Origin of the sequence: Flavobacterium indicum GPTSA100-9 = DSM 17447, from assembly GCF_000455605.1 — a bacterium.
GTDB classification, from domain to species: Bacteria; Bacteroidota; Bacteroidia; order Flavobacteriales; family Flavobacteriaceae; genus Flavobacterium; species Flavobacterium indicum.
In genome coordinates, this window is record NC_017025.1 from 242,430 (window position 1) to 261,340 (window position 18,911).

The window sequence follows — 18,911 nt, forward strand, 5'->3', positions numbered from 1 at the left end:
ATGTTTAAATATTTTGCTTCAGTAGTACTCGCTATTTGTTCACTTTTTGGATTAAAAGCACAAGAATTACAATCTCCAAACGGATCTTTTAAAGTGGTTTTTACTTTGGAAAATGATGGTACTCCCACGTATCAATTATTTCTAAAAAATAAAGAAATTATTAAAAAAAGTAAGTTAGGTTTAGAGTTGCAAAACGAATCTAAATCCTTGTTAAATGATTTTAAAGTAGTGCAACAATCAACTTCTAATTTTGATGAAACTTGGAAACCAGTATGGGGAGAAGAATTGGCTATACAAAATAAATACAATGAATTAGCAGTTACATTAAAGCAAAATGAATCGAACCGTGAAATTATAATTCGTTTCCGATTGTTTAATGACGGTTTAGGTTTTAGATATGAATTTCCAGAGCAAAAAAACTTTACCTATTTTGTGGTAAAAGAGGAGCGTACAGAATTTGCTATGACGGGTAATCATACGGCTTTTTGGATTCCTGGAGATTATGATACTCAGGAATATGATTATACAGAAAGTAAATTAACAGAAATTAGAGGGTTATTTAAATCGGCCGTAAGTTCTAATGCATCTCAAAAACAATTTTCAGATACCGGTGTACAAACAGCTTTGATGCTAAAAACAGTAGATGGTATTTATTTAAACATTCACGAAGCAGCATTAATAAATTATTCGTGTATGCATTTGAATTTAGATGATAAAAAATTAGTATTTCAATCGCACTTAACTCCAGATGCAAAAGGAAATAAAGGATATCTACAAACACCATGTGTGTCACCTTGGAGAACCATTATTGCAAGTGCAGATGCACGTGATGTATTGGCTTCAAGAATAACTTTAAATCTTAATGAACCTTGTAAAATTGCAAATACTTCATGGATTAAACCAGTTAAATACGTTGGTGTTTGGTGGGAAATGATTACAGGTAAAAGTTCTTGGGCGTATACTGACGATGTGCCATCTGTACATCTAGGAGTAACGGATTTTACCAAAGTAAAACCCAATGGAAAACACGCAGCTAATACAAAACATGTAAAAGAATATATTGATTTTGCAGCTCTTCACGGATTTGATGCAGTTTTAGTAGAAGGTTGGAACGAAGGTTGGGAAGATTGGTTCGGTCACGAAAAAGATTATGTATTCGATTTCGTTACTCCTTATCCTGATTTTGATGTTAAAGGTATACACGAATATGCAAAATCAAAAGGCATAAAAATGATTATGCATCATGAAACATCTGGTTCTACAAGAAATTATGAGCGTCATTTAGATAAAGCATTCCAATTCATGAAAGATAACGGATATGATGCTGCAAAAACAGGTTATGTAGGTAATATTTTGCCTTTAGGTGAGCACCATTATAGTCAATCTATATTAAATCATTACCAATATGTAGTAGAAAAGGCAGCCGATTACAAAATTATGATCAATGCGCATGAAGCTGTAAGACCTACAGGTATTTGTAGAACGTATCCAAATATGATTGGAAATGAAGCTGCAAGAGGAACAGAATTTCAGGCATTTGGAGGGTCAAAAGCCAATCATACTACTATTTTACCTTTTACAAGACAGATAGGTGGTCCAATGGATTACACTCCAGGAATTTTCGAAATGGATATCGCAAAATTGAATCCAAACAACAATTCACATGTCAATACAACATTAGCGAATCAATTGGGATTATATGTGGTAATGTATTCACCACTTCAGATGGCTGCCGATTTACCAGAAAACTACAATCGATTCTTAGATGCGTTCCAATTTATAAAAGATGTTCCTGTTGAATGGGCAACAACTAAATATTTAGAAGCTGAGCCTGGATATTATATCACGATTGCTCGAAAAGATAAAAATTCAAATGATTGGTATGTAGGTAATTCAAACGGTTATAATGCAAGAATATCGACTATTACATTAGATTTCTTAGAAAAAGGAAAAAAATATGAAGCTACAATCTATGCAGATGCAGATAATGCTGATTATAAAACCAATCCACAAGCATACAAAATTTCAAAACAAAAAGTAACTAATAAGACTAAATTGCAATTGAGAACGGCATCAGGCGGTGGTTACGCTATTAGTATTGTTGAGGTTAAATAAAAGAGAATACAGAGATTTGTCAAACTGAACTTGTTTCAGCTTCTCATTAAATTAAATTAGATCCTGAAAGGAGTTCAGGATGACAAAAAGTAAGCTATGAAAAAATTAATTCTTTTACTAATTATTACATTTTCAACAAGTGTTGTCGCTCAAATTGACCGAATGGAACCACCGTTTTGGTACGAAGGCATGAATAAAAGCGAGGTGCAAGTTTTGTTTTACGGAAAGAATATCGCTCAAAATTCGGTACAAGTTTCCAATAATGTAGTAATTACGAATGTAACTAAAACCGAAAATCCGAACTATCTTTTTGTTACAATTGATACTAAAAATGTAAAAGCGCAAGAATTGCAATTTACGTTTAGCAATGGTAAAAAAGCATTCAAAAGAAATTTCGAAATCAAAAAAAGAAGACCTAATTCGGCGCTTCGTAAAAGTTTTGATGCTTCTGATGTGATGTATTTATTGATGCCGGATCGATTTGCAAATGGAAATCCAAATAATGATTCGTCACTAGAACTACAAGAAAAAGCGAATAGAAGTTTGCCAGGCGGACGACATGGTGGCGACATTCAAGGCATCATTAATAATTTGGATTATATCAAAGAATTAGGAGCAACCGCAATTTGGAGCACACCCATGTGTGAAGATAATGACAAAGGCTATTCGTATCATACTTACGGACAATCAGATGTTTACAGAATTGATCCACGTTATGGAACCAATGAAGAATATAAAAAGCTAGCCGATGAAATGCACAAACGCGGCATGAAATTAATCAAAGATTATGTTACGAATCATTGGGGTGCTGAACATTGGATGTTTAAAGACATGCCAACCTACGATTGGTTTCATCAATTTCCAGGTTACAAACAAAGTAACTATCGCATGACCACACAATACGATACAAATGGTTCAAAAATAGATGCTAAATTATGTATGGACGGTTGGTTTGTGCCAAGCATGCCCGATTTAAATCAATCAAATCCTTTGGTATTGAATTATTTAATTCAAAATGCGATTTGGTGGATAGAATATGCTGATTTAGATGGTTTTCGAGTAGATACTTATTCATACAATGACAAAGAAGGAATTGCAAAATGGACAAAAGCGATAACAGATGAATATCCGTATTTCAATATTGTAGGAGAAGTTTGGATGCACGATCAAGCCCAAATTTCCTATTGGCAAAAAGACAGTCCAATTGCTAAAATTCAAAGTTATAATTCGTATTTACCTAGTGTAATGGATTTTACATTGCACGATGTTTTTGGAAATGTATTTTATGAAGATAAAGCCGATTGGGGCAATGGAATGATTAAATTCTATGAAAATTTTGTGAATGATTTTTTATATGCGAATCCAAATAATTTATTGATTTTCTTAGAAAATCATGATACTGGTCGTTTCAATGAAATTTATAAAAAAGATTTTAAGAAATACCAATTAGGAATGACACTTTTAGCTACTATGCGTGGGATTCCACAATTGTATTACGGTTCAGAAATTGGTATGGCAGGTGACAAAGGAAAAGGCGATGCCGATATTCGTCAAGATTTCCCTGGTGGTTGGAAAGGCGATACAAACAATGCTTTTTCTGCCAAAGGAAGAACAGCCGAACAAAATCAATTCTTCAATTTTACGAAACAACTTTTAAATTGGAGAAAAAACAAAGAAGTTATCCATGCCGGAAAATTAACACATTATATTCCAGAAAATAATGTGTATGTATATTTCCGTCACAATGACAAAGAAACAGTTATGGTGGTTATTAATAATTCATCTGATACTCAGAAATTGAATCTTTCTCGTTTTCAAGAAAATATCAAATCATTTACTTCTGGAAATGATATTCTTTCAGGAAAAACTATCGATTTAAAAACTGAATTGTCTATTGAAGGGAAATCATCTATGATTTTAGAATTAAAATAATGAAACAGATATTACTCTTTCTATTGTGCTCTTGTTTTGCTTTTTCTCAAAGTAAGATTACATCATATGCACTTGAAAATGCCGAAAAATTTGAAGGGAATATTGAAAGAATAGATAGCTTTCCATCAAAATATATTGTGCCAAGAACGGTTGATGTTTGGTTGCCAAAAAACTATGCTAAAACAAAAAAATACAATGTTTTGTACATGCACGATGGACAAATGTTGTTTGATGCTACAACTACATGGAACAAACAAGAATGGAGAATAGATGAAGTTGCCAGTCAATTAATGCAAGAAAATAAAGTAAATAATTTTATTGTCGTAGCTATTTGGAACATTCCAAATTTACGTCACATGGATTTGTATCCCAAAAAGCCTTATGAATCACTTTCTAATGAGTTAAAAGATAGAATTCAAATGGAAGCCAAAAAATCCCAATTCCCATTTGATGACAGCAAAATAAATTCGGATAACTATTTAAAATTTATTGTGGAGGAATTGAAGCCATACATAGATAAAAAGTATTCGGTTTTTACTACTGCAAATCACACAGCTATTATGGGTTCGAGTATGGGCGGATTGATTTCGATGTATGCCTTATGTGAATATCCAAATGTATTCGGAAAAGCGGCTTGTTTGTCAACGCATTGGATTGGATTCAGAGAATTTGAGAACAACCCTATTCCAGAATCTTTTTTCACTTATATGGAAAAGAAATTACCCGAAGCTAAAAACCACAAAATATATTTCGATTACGGAACAGAAACGTTGGATGCTTTCTACTTAAAATATGAATATCGTGTTGATGAAATTTTAAAAGCAAAAGGTTATACGAATGTAGATGCTCAAAATTTAAAGTTTGAGGGCGAAAATCACTCGGAAGCCTCTTGGCAAAAAAGAATCCATATTCCATTAGAATTTATGTTTGGAAAATAAAACTATAAAAAATGAAAAAGACAATTGTTACTGTATTAGCTGTTTTAACTTTATTGAGTTGTAAAAACGAAATAGAAAAAAGAACAGAAAATTCAAAAGCTGAAATCGAAAAATTTTCTCCCGAAGTGGAAGAAAATGCGGTAATTTATGAAGCCAATATTCGTCAATATTCACCGGAAGGAACTTTTAATGCTTTTACCAAAGATATTCCACAATTAAAAGAATTAGGTGTAAAAATCATTTGGGTAATGCCTATTTTTCCTATTTCGCATACGAAAAGAAAAGCGACTGGTGGCGATAATAGCAAATTCGCTTCAGAAATGCCAAAAGAAGAACAACATAAGTATTTAGGAAGTTACTACGCAGTTTCTGATTTCAAAAAAGTAAATCCGGAGTTTGGAACAATTGAAGATTTTAGAAATTTAGTTAAAACCGCTCATGAAAATGGGATGTATGTAATCTTGGATTGGGTTCCTAATCATACAGGTTGGAACCACGTTTGGATAAAAGAACATCCAGAATTTTATACTAAAAATGCTAAAGGTGAAATCATCGATCCAATCAACCCAGAAACAGGAAAATCTTGGGGTTGGACTGATGTTGCCGATTTAAATTACGATAATAAAGAACTTCGTAAGGAAATGACTTCAGACATGTTACATTGGATTAAAAATGAAAATATTGATGGGTTTAGATGTGATGTGGCGAGTAATGTGCCGTTAGATTTTTGGCAACAAACTATTCCTCAATTACGTAAAGAAAAAAACATTTTTATGTTGGCTGAAGCTTGGGAACCCACACTAGTTAAAGATAAATTATTTGATATGGTCTATGCTTGGGATGGTCATCATACATTAAATAAAATTGCTCAAGGAAAAGAATCTGTAAAAGATCTTAATGCTTATTTGAATAAAATGAGCAGCCAATACGAATCTAATGATATCTTGATGAACTTTGTGGATAATCATGATGAAAATTCGTGGAATGGAACCATGAAAAGTAGATTGGGTGCTGCTGAAGAAGCGATGACTGCCTTGACTTATGTATTGCCCGGAATGCCATTAGTGTATAGTGGCGACGAATATGGATTGGATTATAGTTTGAAATTTTTTGAAAAAGATGTAATTCCAAAAGTTAAAGGAAAACATTGGAAACTTCGTGCTAAATTGGGTGCGCTCAAAAATTCAAATCTAGCCTTAAATGGTGGAAAAAAACCTGCAAGTTTCAAAAAAATTGCTTCTTCTCATGACGATCAAATTTTTGCTTTCGAAAGAGAAAAGAACGGAAAAAAAGTTATATATATTGCGAATTTATCCAACAAGGCAGTTGAAACAAAATTAGATATCGTAGGTAGTTTCATAGAGTATATGACTGGTAATAAATTAAATTTCCAAAAAGATTCGCCCATTGAACTAAAAGCATGGCAGTATTTGATTTTAGAAAAAAAATAATTTTAGAGTGGAGAAAAAGCCTTTAGTTTTTATAATTATTGGCTTTTTCAATTTTTAAAATGTGTATTTTAGTCTTTTATTAGTATTATGACAGATTTAAAAGACTTTCTTGAAAGTAAAAAATATAAAAAAATTAAATTTAAAATCCTGAAAACCCAACATTTAGTTGTAAAAGCTAAAATTAATGGGGTTTCAGGATTATTTATTTTAGATACAGGGGCTTCTAATACGTGTTTGGGTTTTGAAAGCATCGAGAAATTTGATTTGAAACCAGAGAAATCAACCACTAAAGCTGCAAGTGCGAGCTCAGCAGATATGTACACGAAAGTTGCAAAAGGGAATAAAGTGCAACTATCTACTTGGAAAACTACTGATTTTAATTTAGTAATTTTTGATTTATCTCATGTTAATCAAGTACTGTCAACTTATGGTGTTAACTCAATTGATGGTATAATTGGTGCTGATATTCTATTAAAAGGAAAAGCTATAATTGATTATACCAATCATTATTTGTACCTGATTTAATTTTTTTTGAATGAAAAATAAGCAATTATAGTGCTTATTAACATCAATAGTCCACCTAATACAAAAGGCGCGCCTGCAAATAAAAAGGGTGCGTCTTTATGTGTAAAATAATAAAATACCATGGACATCATTGGTGGTCCTACAATGGCCGAAGCGCTCATTAAACTGGATAAAGTACCTTGTATTTCACCTTGTTCGTTAGCAGGAACTTGACTCGAAATTACAGCTTGCATCGCTGGTCCGGCAATTCCTCCTAAACAATACGGTACTAAAAAGGCAAACATCATCCAACTTTCGGTTGCTAAAGCAAATAAAAACATTCCAAAAGTATACAAACCCATTCCTACATATACACTCTTTTCGTTCCCTAATTTCGGATTTATAATTCGAATTAACCCGCCTTGAACGATGCCTACTAATAAACCAATTACGCCCAATGATATACCTACCATTTTTTCATCCCATTTGAATTGATACATGGTAAAATAACTCCAATTGCTATGTACGGCATGTGAAGCTGTGTATAATAAGAAGATAGAAAGTACTAATCCGATTAATTTTGGATATTTTCTTAAATGTAAAAAGGCGCCAATAGGATTGGCTCTTTTCCATTCAAAAGCTCTTCTGTTTTCTTTTGAAAGTGATTCAGGTAGAATGAAATAACCATACAAGAAATTGATTAAGCACAATACAGCTGCAGCATAAAAAGGAACTCTTGCACCATATTGACCTAATAAGCCACCAAGCACTGGTCCAATAATAAATCCAAGTCCAAATGCAGCCCCAATCATCCCGAAGTTTTTAGCTCGATTTTCAGGGGAACTCACATCCGCAATATAAGCAGATGCAGTGGTAATACTTGCTCCTGAAACTCCTGCAATAATTCTTCCTATAAACAACCAAGTAATGGTAGGAGCAAAGGCTAATAAAATATAGTCTAATGAAAAAGCGAATAAAGAAAGTAATATGATAGGTCTTCGTCCATATTTATCACTTAAATTTCCAATAATAGGTGCAAAAACAAATTGGGTCATGGCATAGGCAAAAGTCAGCCAACCACCGATTTTTGCTGCTTCACTTACATCGCCATGGATTAGTTCTTGAATTAATTTAGGAATTACCGGGATAATGATTCCCCAACCTGTAATATCAATCAGCATCGTGATAAAAATAAATCCGATGGCTGCGTTTTTCTTTTCTTTTTTCATGTAAGCAATTTTCTTTCTTTACAAAGGAAATAAAAAAATCCCAAACTCAATGAATTTGGGATTTTAAATAGTTTTAAACTATTTTTTTATACTCTTTATGAATGTTTGCATGTAAGTGTCAATGGCTTCTGCAGATTCTGTACCTCTTCCAATTTCGTTACATATCATTAATACAATGTCTGGGTTTGTTGGATGATTTAGAATATAGATTCTGAATTGTCCTACATCTTTATAAATTTTCTCATCTTGTCTTCCTTTATTGTAAACCCCAGATTTAAAGGTGTATCCCTTCATGTTTCCGAATTCTACTTTCTCATACAAACTCATTAAATCTTTTGATTTCACCTCTTTATTTATAAAATAATCCACTTCTTGTATTTCTTCATCTCTGAAAAGTACACAGATATTATACCAAGGTAAATTGTATTTTTTTAAATCATATTCATGAATCTTTTTTACTTTATCATTATTTGAATGATAGGTCACTCTATGAATGAAATCTTTTGCTAATTCATCAACGGTTAAGCCTGGGTGTTCAGATTTTTGGAAGGCATACATTTTATAAGTCTCTTGATTTTTGTGTATTTGGTAGCCTACTTCAGTATCGCTCCTGTCTGTACTTCCTGTCTGACTCGTATTGATATCTTCTTTTATGTTAGTTTTATCAATTGTGACATCAAGGTAAGGAAGGTACAGGTTTTTTGTATCCCAAATTGGTACGTAAAAGAAAATGGGTTCTAACAATTGCACTTTTGGACCATACTCTTTATACCCGGTTTCTTCTCTAACCCAAAATCCAATTTCTACTTTTATCGTTTTTTGTTTTTCTACTCCATTTGCTCCATTTAAAATCCACTCAAGTTTATTTCCTCTGGTAAAAAAATCGTTGCCTTCAAAAACACTAAATTTTTTTGTTGCTGGAGTATTCTTCATAAAATCGGACATAGCTGTATAACCCTCTTTTTGAAAACTCCAACTATTTATGTAAGTGTTTGAATTGTCCGAAAACTCTACATATAGATTCGTATAACCTGAGTATACGGTTACAGCTTTTGGTTTTTTGAAACTTACTTGAAGTGATTCAAGATCTGTTTTTGAAACAGTTGCGCCAGGTTTTACTTCCTTGCCGTTAATGTAAGCCGATAGTTGGGCTTGTGTATTTAAAAATGTTAGCAGGGATATTATAGTAAATAAATTTTTGATTTTCATAATTGTTTTGATTTTATTTATTTAAGCTATTGCTTGAATTTTTTTAACGTGTAATTTGTAGCTAAAAAAGGCACAAGTAGAAGATACAACTAATGCAATACAACCGATTAAAGCCAAGATTTTAGGATTGCTCCTGAAAATACGGTTTCTTCAATGTTTGGTGTTATAACCCAAAGTAGTATGGATAATATTGCAACTAGAATACTTAGTTTAGTTACAACTTCTTTTTTCATAAAAGCTACGACAACCATTACAAAGGAAAGGGCAGCCACTAACATTCCTAATTTACCTGGGTAAATAGCTTGCCATTTTGGCGGAACACTCTCAATCAATTCTAGTTTTTCTTGAATTTGAGGGTCTTCAATTTTTGTTACATCGATTCCTTCTTTTTTTAATTGTTCAATATCTTTTTTTGCAGTTTCAACTAAGCGATACAATTCTTCAGTTTTTGAAGCATCGCCTTCTGTTCCCATTCTGTTGTCAATGTTTTTAAATAAAATTCCAGTGCAAATGCCTCCAACAAGAAAGGCAATGACCATAAAGACTAATGTAACTACTCTCATAATTTGGTTTGTTTAATAATTGGTTTATAAATTAAAATTGATGGTATGAATTTGTACATTCATAACTTGTTAGTTTTATTGTTTAATGATTTTTACAGTATTAATTTCATTTTCTGTTTTTATCTTTACTAAATAAGTTCCAGGTAATAAATGTGTTACATTAATTGATGCTTCCGAGCTATTAATTTTTTCAGTAATTAATTCTTGTCCAATTAGATTGTACACACTTACACTTGATATGTTTTTGTTAACTGAAATAATGAAATTTGTTTTAACTGGGTTGGGGTATATTTTAATCTTATTAGTTATAAAGTTTACAATATCAAGTGATTGTGTCGTAAATGAACTACCCGTACTCCAATTGGTTTGTGTTGTTCCACAATTGGATTTCACCCAGAAATAATAGGTTGTATTTGGAGTTAAGTTATTTAAAACAGCAAAGGTATCGGTAGTAGTTCCTGTAATTGCATTTGCAGAAAAAGGATCATTAACAGTACTGTAGCAATAGATATAGCCATTACTTGGTGCAGGATTTGGTGCTACCCAAGCAATATTTACTGTTGTTGCTGACTCAGGATCTGTGTATAGCTGAGTTGGAAAATTACAAGTTGATGATGAGTTGGTTGTAAATGAATTGCCCGTACTCCAATTGGTTTGAGTCGTTCCACAATTGGATTTCACCCAGAAATAATAGGTTGTATTGGGTACTAAATTAGTTAACTCAGCAAATGTATTTGTTGTGGTTCCTGTAATTGCATTTGCAGAAAAAGGATCGTTAACGGTGCTGTAGCAATAGATATAGCCATTACTTGGTGCAGGATTCGGTGCTACCCAAGCAATAGTATTGGTTGTAGATGTTAAGCCATCGTAATAGATTTGTGTTGGTGCATTACAACCAGCCGCTGCATTGGTTGTAAATGAACTTCCAACTGACCAGTTTGATTGTGTAGTACAATTAGATTTTATCCAGAAATAATACGTAGTATTTGGTGTTAGATTGCTTAAATTGGCAAATGTGTTTGTGGTCGTTCCAGTAATTGCTCCTGGTGCAAATGGGTCATTTGTTGTACTATAACAATAAATATATCCATTACTTGGAGCAGGTACGCCTTCTATCCATGCAATCGTATTTGTTGTTGACGTTAAACCATCGTAATATATTTGTGTTGGTGCATTGCATCCATCCGCTGCATTGGTTGTAAATGAACTTCCAACTGACCAGTTTGATTGTGTAGTTCCACAATTAGATTTTATCCAGAAATAATACGTAGTATTTGGTGTTAGATTGCTCAAATTGGCAAATGTGTTTGTGGTCGTTCCAGTAATTGCTCCTGGTGCAAATGGGTCATTTGTTGTACTATAACAATAAATATATCCATTACTTGGAGCAGGTACGCCTTCTATCCATGCAATCGTATTTGTTGTTGACGTTAAACCATCGTAATATATTTGTGTTGGTGCATTGCATCCATCCGCTGCATTGGTTGTAAATGAACTTCCAACTGACCAGTTTGATTGTGTAGTTCCACAATTAGATTTTATCCAGAAATAATACGTAGTATTTGGTGTTAGATTGGTCAAGTTGGCAAATGTATTTGTGGTCGTTCCTGTGATGGCATTTGCAGAAAAAGGATCGTTAACGGTGCTATAGCAATAGACATACCCATTACTTGGTGCAGGATTTGGTGCTGCCCAAGCAATAGTATTGGTTGTAGATGTTAATCCATCGTAATAGATTTGTGTTGGTACATTGCATGTTGCTACTGTTGTACATTTAATTGATTTTACTCTGTTAGAGTTTTGAGTTCCACATGAAGAATTTGAATTTATATGGTATCTCACTACTCCAGAATAGGTTGAAGACAACCAATTTAATGGAGTTGTACCACTAGCTAAAACAGCTGTACCGTTAGCATTTGTTACAGTTATAAAATCGGTTGGTACCGAACTTGAAAACGTATATTGTTTATTGGTTATCACATTTACATTAGAATATTCTCCAGCATAAGCATCGGCAACTATTTGTTCTGGACTTCCTGTACAATTTGGAGTAAAAGTAGCATTAGGATACAATCCGTAAATTGCACCGTTACATGTTAGTGCAGGTGGCGTGGTAAAATTTCCACCTGAAATCCAAGTACCTGTTGTAGCTCCACAATTGGAACGAATCCAATAGTAATACGTAGTTCCAGCTGCTACACCTACAGAAATTGAAGTAGTTAGGTTGGTAGTGCTGAATAATGTAGGAGTTGTATTGGCATTAGGTGCACTATTTGTTGTAACTATATAAATATCATAATTCGATGACGGTACGGGTGATGCAGCGGTCCAAGTTATTTTACATGAATTGGAAGTTATATTAGAAACCGTAAGATTTGATGGCGGAACACAATTAGAGGCATCTGCACATCGAATATAGCGAGATCGGTTCACTTGTTCATTACCACAATTAGCATTAGAGTGCAAATAATAACGTATAACTCCTGTTGTGCTGCCTGAATCCCAGACTACTGGTTGTGTTCCACTAGCATAGATTACAGAACCTGTAGCATTTGTAATCGTAATAAAATCGGTTGTCACAGAACTTGAGAACGAATATTGTTTGTTAGCAATTACATTTAGATTACTGTATTCACTTGCCCAGCTTTGGCTGGTTATGGTTTCATAGTTTCCACTACAGCTTGGTGTGTAGGTATTGCTTGGAAATACGCCATTAGCTGCTGATACACATTGAGCAACGCTAGAATTGAAAATACAAACGAATGCTAAAAGGAAGAAAAAAGTAATTTTTTTTTTCATTATTTCAATTTTGATGATTTGAAGTTTAATTTGATTAAATTTTCATCAAAACTAAAAGATATGTGGAGTTAGACCAATTTATGTATTGGACTATTTATAAATAATCAGAAGTTTTAAAAGGATTTATTTGTCTGAAAAACAAGTTGTTAATTGGTGTTTTCTAATTTTTCAATATAGTAGTTTGGCGTGAGTCCTGTTTGCTTTTTAAAAACACGCACAAACGTGTTTGCATCCTTGTAACCTACTTCTTCTGCTATTGCTTGAAGCGTATATTTTCTAAAGTATGGTGCATTAATAAGTTTTTGGAGTACATATTGAATGCGTAATTCTTGTGTATATTCTGAAAAGCTTTTTTCCATTACTTGATTAAAAAACTGCGATAAATAGGCTGTATTTGTGTTTAATTTTTTGGCAACAAAAGCCAATTTAAAGTTTGGATCCAAAAACAATTCTTTTTGTTCTAATTTTTTCAATCCTGAAGATAATTTTTCAATTAGTTCTTTATCAAGAGTTTGTTTGGTTTGATACTCTGTTTTGCTAGTTTCAGAAATAGTAGGTAAAGACGATTTGCTTTCTTTGCTATTTTGAATAATTTTTAAAAAGCGTTTATGTTTCTCTTTTTGTTGTTTATAGTAATGATAAAAACTGTAGACTACTACTAAGAGTAAAAGCAATAAACTGAATAAAAAGATTTTAAAATAATTTTTAGTTGTAATTATTTTATTGGCTTCCTCTTTAATAATTTTTAAATCATAATTGTGTAAGAAATTTAATGAATTATGTTTGATTTTTTCAATGGATTGGATCAGTTCTAAACTCTTATTTGCATAAATATAGGCAGATTTGTTGTCGTTTTTTTTATTAAAACATTTCGTCAAAATAGTATATGCCATCAATAAGTTCTCTTTTGAAACTTGGGTTTTTTGGTAACTTTTAATGAATTTATTGCAATACGTTATAGCAGAATCTACTTGATTTAAATGAAAAAAACAATCGCCCATTCCTAGGTCAATTAATTGTGTGCTTCTAATGTTTTCTTGTACGCTTGGGTATTTTGCTCCTTTTTTATATAATTGAAGGGCATTCGAATAATTTCCTCCTAATGCGGCGCTTTTACCTAGTCGCATTAAAAGTAAGGCTTGTGTGTATTCAGGATAGAAATTAGCTTGAATCATCATTTTTGCAGCTACTCGAAAATTATAATTGGCAGAATCTAAATAAATACTCTTTTTAGTTAAAAGGAAGTATTTTTGATAAGCTTCGCCAATGATGTTGTGTTTGTCCGCAAAAAGTTTGGTATTCATAACTTTTTTTTCACCAATACCCAATTTTAAATGTGGCGTTGTTTTTAATTCTTTTTTTAATAAGGGTATACCATTTAAACAATCACCCATGGCCACTTTAATTAGACCATATTGCTCATTAAATCGGTTAGTAGCTACTTTATTTTTGTATTTATCTAAATACAATACGGCTAAATCATATTCGCCTAAATTCTTATGAATATAAAAAAGCTTGTTAACAGACATTCCTATTAAGTCCTGATATTCTTTTAGAGAAATAGTTTCTTTATTTAGTTCAATCAAATGTAATAATGAAAGGAGATGTTCTTTAGATAGACTAAAGTTAGATTGATTGTAATAATAACTTGCAATGTAAAATTTGCCGTGTAAACTAAATAGAATATTTTTAGATTTACTTACTTTGATAGCTTCTTTTAATGCTGTTTTGGGTTGATAAACGAGAAGTTCCTGAATTTTTCTAGTTTCTTTTATTTCTGTTTCATTTAAAACTTGTGAATGTAGTACAGCTGCTGTGAAAAAAAATAATAAAAAGTAAAATAAACGTTGCATTTAAAATAGCTTGGTGATTTTTTAAGAGAAGTTCTAACTTGGTCCGCAAAAATATAGAAATTTATTATAGTTTATTTCTTTTTTTTAAGTTTTAACTTTTGCTTCAATCATGGAATTCAATAAAAAAATCCCAAACAAATTGTGTTTGGGATTTAATTTATTAAGATGCTAAATCAAGTTCAGCAAAAAAATTCTAAAGTTCTAATGCCTTTTTAGGATTGTTTTCCATTAAGATTTCGATTGGATTTTCTAATGCTTCTTTTACTGCTACTAAGAATCCAACTGACTCACGACCATCGATGATTCTGTGATCATACGATAAGGCAACATACATAACAGGTGCAATAACAATTTGTCCGTTTTTAACAATTGGTCGCTCTACTACGTTGTGCATACCTAAAATTCCTGATTGAGGAGGATTAATAATTGGAGTAGATAACATGGATCCAAATACACCACCATTTGAAATAGTAAATGTTCCACCTGTCATTTCATCAACAGTAATTTGACCATCGCGTGCACGTAAAGCCAAACGTTTAATTTCAGCTTCTACTCCGCGGAACGTTAATAATTCTGCATTTCTTACTACTGGTACCATCAAACCTTTTGGTCCAGATACAGCAACCGAAATATCACAGAAGTCATATGAAATCTTTTCTTGACCATCAATCATAGAGTTTACATCTGGATATAATTGTAATGCTCTAGTCACTGCTTTTGTGAAGAAAGACATGAAACCTAAACCTAACCCGTGTTTTGCTTTAAATTCATCTTTATATTGGTCACGTAGGGCATAAATAGCACTCATGTCTACTTCGTTAAAAGTAGTTAACATAGCTGTTTCGTTTTTAGCAGCAACTAAACGTTCAGCTACTTTTCTACGTAACATTGATAATTTAGATCTTTCAGAAGAACGAGAACCTCCAGTTGGTGTACCCATTGATGCTTTTGCATTCATAGCATCTTCTGTTGTGATTCTTCCACCTTTACCAGTACCAACAACATCAGAAGGTTGGATATTTTTTTCTGCTAAAATTTTCTTAGCTGCAGGAGATGCAGATCCTGTTGCATACGTTGTTTCTTGAACTGGAGCTGCTTTTGGAACTTCTGCTTTTTTCTCTTCTGCTTTTGGAGCTTCAGTAGTTGAAGCATTAGCACCACCCTCAGGTTTTGAAGCTGAAGTATCAATTAAACAAACTACAGCGCCTACTGCTACCGTGTCACCTTCTTCTGCTTTTAAAGTGATTATACCACTCATCTCAGCAGGTAATTCTAGTGTTGCTTTATCTGAATCAACCTCTGCAATCGCTTGGTCTTTTTCTACATAATCTCCATCTTTCACTAACCATGTAGCGATTTCTACTTCTTTGATTGATTCCCCTGGTGAAGGGACTTTCATTTCTAAAATCATCAGTATATAATTTTATAAAGTGTTGTTATTATCTATTGTTTCAAAAATACGAATTTATTTTTTATAAATTTTTGTCAAATACTTTAGCAATTGTAGCCGCATGACGTTTTTTAGAACGAGTGTAGCTACCCGCCGCTGGCGCACTATAAGCTGGAGATGAAGCTAAACGTAATTTAACTAAATCAAAATTCATTAACATATATCCATAAGCACCCATATTCTTTGGTTCTTCTTGTGCCCATACATAATCATCAACGTTTGGATAATTATTGATAATGGCTTGTAATTGATCAATGGCTAATGGGAATAATTGCTCAATACGAACTAAAGCAACATCATTTCTGCCTTGGTTTTCTCTTTCTGCTTTTAAATCATAATAGAATTTACCTGTACAGAAAACTAATGTTTTTACATCAGCTGGATTTACATGAACATCGTCAATTACTTCTTGGAAAGATCCTGTAGCAAATTCTTCTATTGATGAAACGGCCTCCGGATGACGTAATAAACTCTTTGGTGTAAATACCATTAATGGTTTTCTATAATCGGCTAACATTTGTCTTCTTAATAAATGGAAGAAGTTAGCAGGAGTAGTACAATCAGCCACAAACATATTTTGTTGAGAGCATAATTGTAAATAGCGCTCCATTCTTGCAGAAGAGTGTTCAGCACCTTGATTTTCATATCCATGAGGCATTAAGAATACCAAACCGTTTTGGTTGTTCCATTTGTCTTCAGCCGCAGAAATATATTGGTCAATCATGATTTGTGCCCCATTAGAAAAATCTCCAAATTGTGCTTCCCAAATGGTTAAAGTTTTTGGAGAAGCTAAGGCATATCCATAATCAAAACCTACCACGCCATACTCGGATAATAAAGAGTTAAACGCATTAAAGTTTCCTTTTTTATTTGGAATATGGTCTAGTAATACTACTTCTTCTTCAGATTCTTCTACTTTAACTACAGCATGTCTGTGAGAGAAGGTTCCTCTTTCTACGTCTTGTCCTGAAATACGAACATTATATCCCTCTGTTAACAATGAGCCATACGCTAACATTTCGCCCATTGCCCAATCTAATTTGTTGTTCTCAAAATACATGGCTTTTCTGTCGTTGATTAGCTTTTGTATTTTGCTGATGAATTTTTTATCTGAAGGTAATTCAGTTACTACTTTTGCAATATCAGTTAACGTTTTTTTGTCTACAGCGGTATTGATTTTTTCTAACATTTTAGCTCTATCGGCTTTGTTAAAACCAACCCATTCGTCTTGCATAAAAGGTTCGATAACGGTTAATTCTTCAGCACGAGAAGCATTTAAGTCGTTATCTAATTTTGCTTTATAGCTATCTTCAATTTCTTTAACATAAGAAGAAGAAATTACACCTTGCTCTACTAATTTAGCGCCATAGATGTCTCTTACATTTTTGTGTTTAGAAAGTGTTTTGTATAATTTTGGTTGAGTAAAACGCGGTTCGTCTCCTTCATTATGGCCATATTTTCTATAACCTAAAATATCAACAAAAATATCAGTGCCAAATTCCATTCTATATTCTAATGCAAAAGTCATCGCTTTCACTACTGCTTCAGCATCATCCGCATTTACATGTAGAACTGGAGCTGAGGTTAATTTAGCAATATCTGTACAATACGTAGCCGAACGTGAATCGGTGTAATTAGTCGTAAATCCAACTTGGTTGTTGATTACAACGTGAATAGTTCCTTGAGTTTTGTAACCATCTAAAGTAACCATTTGAGCTACTTCATACACTAAACCTTGTCCTGCCACAGCAGCGTCACCATGAACAATTACAGGTAAAACTTTATTGGGTTGATTTGGGAAATAGCGGTCTTGTTTTGAACGAGTAATACCTTCAACTACAGCACCAACCGTTTCTAAATGGGATGGGTTGGGAACTAAATTAATATTGATTGCCTTACCTGATCTTGTGGTTTTGTGAGTCGTGATTCCTAAGTGGTATTTAACGTCTCCATCAAAATGATCGCCATCCGCATAATCCTTTCCGTCAAATTCGCTGAATATATTTTTAGGTGATTTGTCAAATACGTTTGCTAAGACATTTAAACGACCACGGTGTGCCATTCCTAAAACAACTTGTTCTACGCCTAGTTGTGCAGCATCTTCAATTAACAAATCAAAGGCAGGTACCACGGCTTCATTTCCTTCTAATGAAAAACGTTTTTGACCTACATATTTTGTATGTAAAAAGTTTTCAAAAGAAACCGCTTCGTTTAATTTTTCAACGATAATTTTTTTTCTATCTGAAGGTGTTTCGTTCACCATAGCATTGATTTTTTGTTCAATCCATGCTTGTGTTTTAGGGTCACGAATGTATTTGTATTCAAATGCAATGGATTGACAGAATAATTTCTGCAATAATGCAACTAAATCATTTAAGGTTAAAGCTGTAGTGCTTATTAAAGTTGAAGCTTGAAAAACTGTAGATAAATCGTTAGTGTTTAAGCCAAAATTTTCAATGTCTAAAGTAGGAGTAAAAGTTCTTCTGTCTCTTACAGGATTTGTTTTAGAAAATAAGTGTCCATTTACTCGATATGCTTCAATTAATTGGAGTACTTTGATTTCTTTTTGAATTTTTTCTGAAAGTTGAGAATTATCTATAGTTCCAGAAGAAATTTGGTTTAATTGATCAACGGGACTAGCGAATTCATTTGCGAAGTCAAAACCTTGAAAAAAACTTCTCCAGCTTGGTTCTACGCTGTCTGGATTTTCTAAATATTGATCATATAAGTCAGCAAAAAATGCTGTATGTGCTGCGTTTAAAAAGGAAAACCTATCCATGATATTGATTTTTCAATCTTTTGTGTTAAAAAATTTATGCAAAAGTATAAACTTTTTTACTAATCTTTCAAAGAATTTTATACTTTTAT

General features: G+C 32.9%; 12 protein-coding genes. 5 read left to right on the forward strand and 7 right to left on the reverse strand.

The annotated features are described in order from the left end of the window. The 5 genes from KQS_RS01080 to KQS_RS01100 all read left to right on the forward strand — a co-directional run bounded on the left by KQS_RS01080 (position 1) and on the right by KQS_RS01100 (position 6,961). A complete protein-coding gene (locus KQS_RS01080; RefSeq protein WP_014387358.1) occupies positions 1-2,115 on the forward strand; it encodes a glycoside hydrolase family 97 protein in 2,115 nt (704 codons plus the stop codon). A gap of 96 nt (positions 2,116-2,211) precedes the next feature. Continuing rightward, positions 2,212-4,047: a glycoside hydrolase family 13 protein gene (locus KQS_RS01085; RefSeq protein WP_014387359.1), complete on the forward strand. Its 1,836-nt coding sequence runs from the start codon at positions 2,212-2,214 to the stop codon at positions 4,045-4,047. After that, a complete protein-coding gene (locus KQS_RS01090; RefSeq protein WP_014387360.1) occupies positions 4,047-4,985 on the forward strand; it encodes an alpha/beta hydrolase in 939 nt (312 codons plus the stop codon). The genes KQS_RS01085 and KQS_RS01090 overlap by 1 nt, the downstream gene beginning before the upstream one ends. Before the next feature lie 11 nt (positions 4,986-4,996). Next, positions 4,997-6,436, forward strand: coding sequence for an alpha-amylase family glycosyl hydrolase (locus tag KQS_RS01095; RefSeq protein ID WP_014387361.1), 1,440 nt, complete (start codon positions 4,997-4,999; stop codon positions 6,434-6,436). A gap of 87 nt (positions 6,437-6,523) precedes the next feature. Then, complete coding sequence (locus KQS_RS01100) at positions 6,524-6,961, forward strand: retropepsin-like aspartic protease (RefSeq protein ID WP_014387362.1); 438 nt, start codon at positions 6,524-6,526, stop codon at positions 6,959-6,961. On the opposite strand, the gene KQS_RS01105 is transcribed toward KQS_RS01100, so the two are convergent. From KQS_RS01105 to KQS_RS01135, 7 genes are all read right to left on the reverse strand, one after another. Next, complete coding sequence (locus KQS_RS01105) at positions 6,958-8,169, reverse strand: TCR/Tet family MFS transporter (RefSeq protein WP_014387363.1); 1,212 nt, start codon at positions 8,167-8,169, stop codon at positions 6,958-6,960. The two genes, KQS_RS01100 and KQS_RS01105, sit on opposite strands and share 4 nt — an antisense overlap. 78 nt (positions 8,170-8,247) lie before the next feature. Beyond that, positions 8,248-9,378, reverse strand: a complete 1,131-nt coding sequence (locus tag KQS_RS01110) for a hypothetical protein (RefSeq protein ID WP_014387364.1) — start codon at positions 9,376-9,378, stop codon at positions 8,248-8,250. Positions 9,379-9,485: 107 nt separating this feature from the next. Further along, positions 9,486-9,941 (reverse strand): hypothetical protein, encoded by a 456-nt coding sequence (locus KQS_RS01115; RefSeq protein ID WP_014387365.1) that lies wholly within the window; start codon positions 9,939-9,941, stop codon positions 9,486-9,488. Positions 9,942-10,016: 75 nt separating this feature from the next. Continuing rightward, the gene (locus KQS_RS01120; RefSeq protein ID WP_014387366.1) at positions 10,017-12,740 is read right to left on the reverse strand and encodes a fibronectin type III domain-containing protein; all 2,724 of its coding nucleotides are present in this window, start codon (positions 12,738-12,740) and stop codon (positions 10,017-10,019) included. Between the two features lie 146 nt (positions 12,741-12,886). Beyond that, the gene (locus KQS_RS01125; protein ID WP_014387367.1) at positions 12,887-14,593 is read right to left on the reverse strand and encodes a helix-turn-helix domain-containing protein; all 1,707 of its coding nucleotides are present in this window, start codon (positions 14,591-14,593) and stop codon (positions 12,887-12,889) included. Between the two features lie 193 nt (positions 14,594-14,786). Next, the gene (odhB, locus tag KQS_RS01130; RefSeq protein ID WP_014387368.1) at positions 14,787-16,004 is read right to left on the reverse strand and encodes a 2-oxoglutarate dehydrogenase complex dihydrolipoyllysine-residue succinyltransferase; all 1,218 of its coding nucleotides are present in this window, start codon (positions 16,002-16,004) and stop codon (positions 14,787-14,789) included. A 61-nt stretch (positions 16,005-16,065) separates the two neighbouring features. Then, entirely contained in the window at positions 16,066-18,822 is a 2,757-nt protein-coding gene (locus KQS_RS01135) for a 2-oxoglutarate dehydrogenase E1 component (protein ID WP_014387369.1), read from the reverse strand. Positions 18,823-18,911 lie beyond the last annotated feature (89 nt).

Coding starts and splice junctions, on each gene's coding strand:
- KQS_RS01120 (WP_014387366.1), bottom strand. CDS start 12,740: ATGAAAAAAAAAATTACTTTTTTCTTCCTTTTAGCATTCGTTTGTATT.
- KQS_RS01110 (WP_014387364.1), bottom strand. CDS start 9,378: ATGAAAATCAAAAATTTATTTACTATAATATCCCTGCTAACATTTTTA.
- KQS_RS01090 (WP_014387360.1), top strand. CDS start 4,047: ATGAAACAGATATTACTCTTTCTATTGTGCTCTTGTTTTGCTTTTTCT.
- KQS_RS01100 (WP_014387362.1), top strand. CDS start 6,524: ATGACAGATTTAAAAGACTTTCTTGAAAGTAAAAAATATAAAAAAATT.
- KQS_RS01105 (WP_014387363.1), bottom strand. CDS start 8,169: ATGAAAAAAGAAAAGAAAAACGCAGCCATCGGATTTATTTTTATCACG.
- KQS_RS01095 (WP_014387361.1), top strand. CDS start 4,997: ATGAAAAAGACAATTGTTACTGTATTAGCTGTTTTAACTTTATTGAGT.
- KQS_RS01125 (WP_014387367.1), bottom strand. CDS start 14,593: ATGCAACGTTTATTTTACTTTTTATTATTTTTTTTCACAGCAGCTGTA.
- odhB (WP_014387368.1), bottom strand. CDS start 16,004: ATGATTTTAGAAATGAAAGTCCCTTCACCAGGGGAATCAATCAAAGAA.
- KQS_RS01135 (WP_014387369.1), bottom strand. CDS start 18,822: ATGGATAGGTTTTCCTTTTTAAACGCAGCACATACAGCATTTTTTGCT.
- KQS_RS01085 (WP_014387359.1), top strand. CDS start 2,212: ATGAAAAAATTAATTCTTTTACTAATTATTACATTTTCAACAAGTGTT.
- KQS_RS01115 (WP_014387365.1), bottom strand. CDS start 9,941: ATGAGAGTAGTTACATTAGTCTTTATGGTCATTGCCTTTCTTGTTGGA.
- KQS_RS01080 (WP_014387358.1), top strand. CDS start 1: ATGTTTAAATATTTTGCTTCAGTAGTACTCGCTATTTGTTCACTTTTT.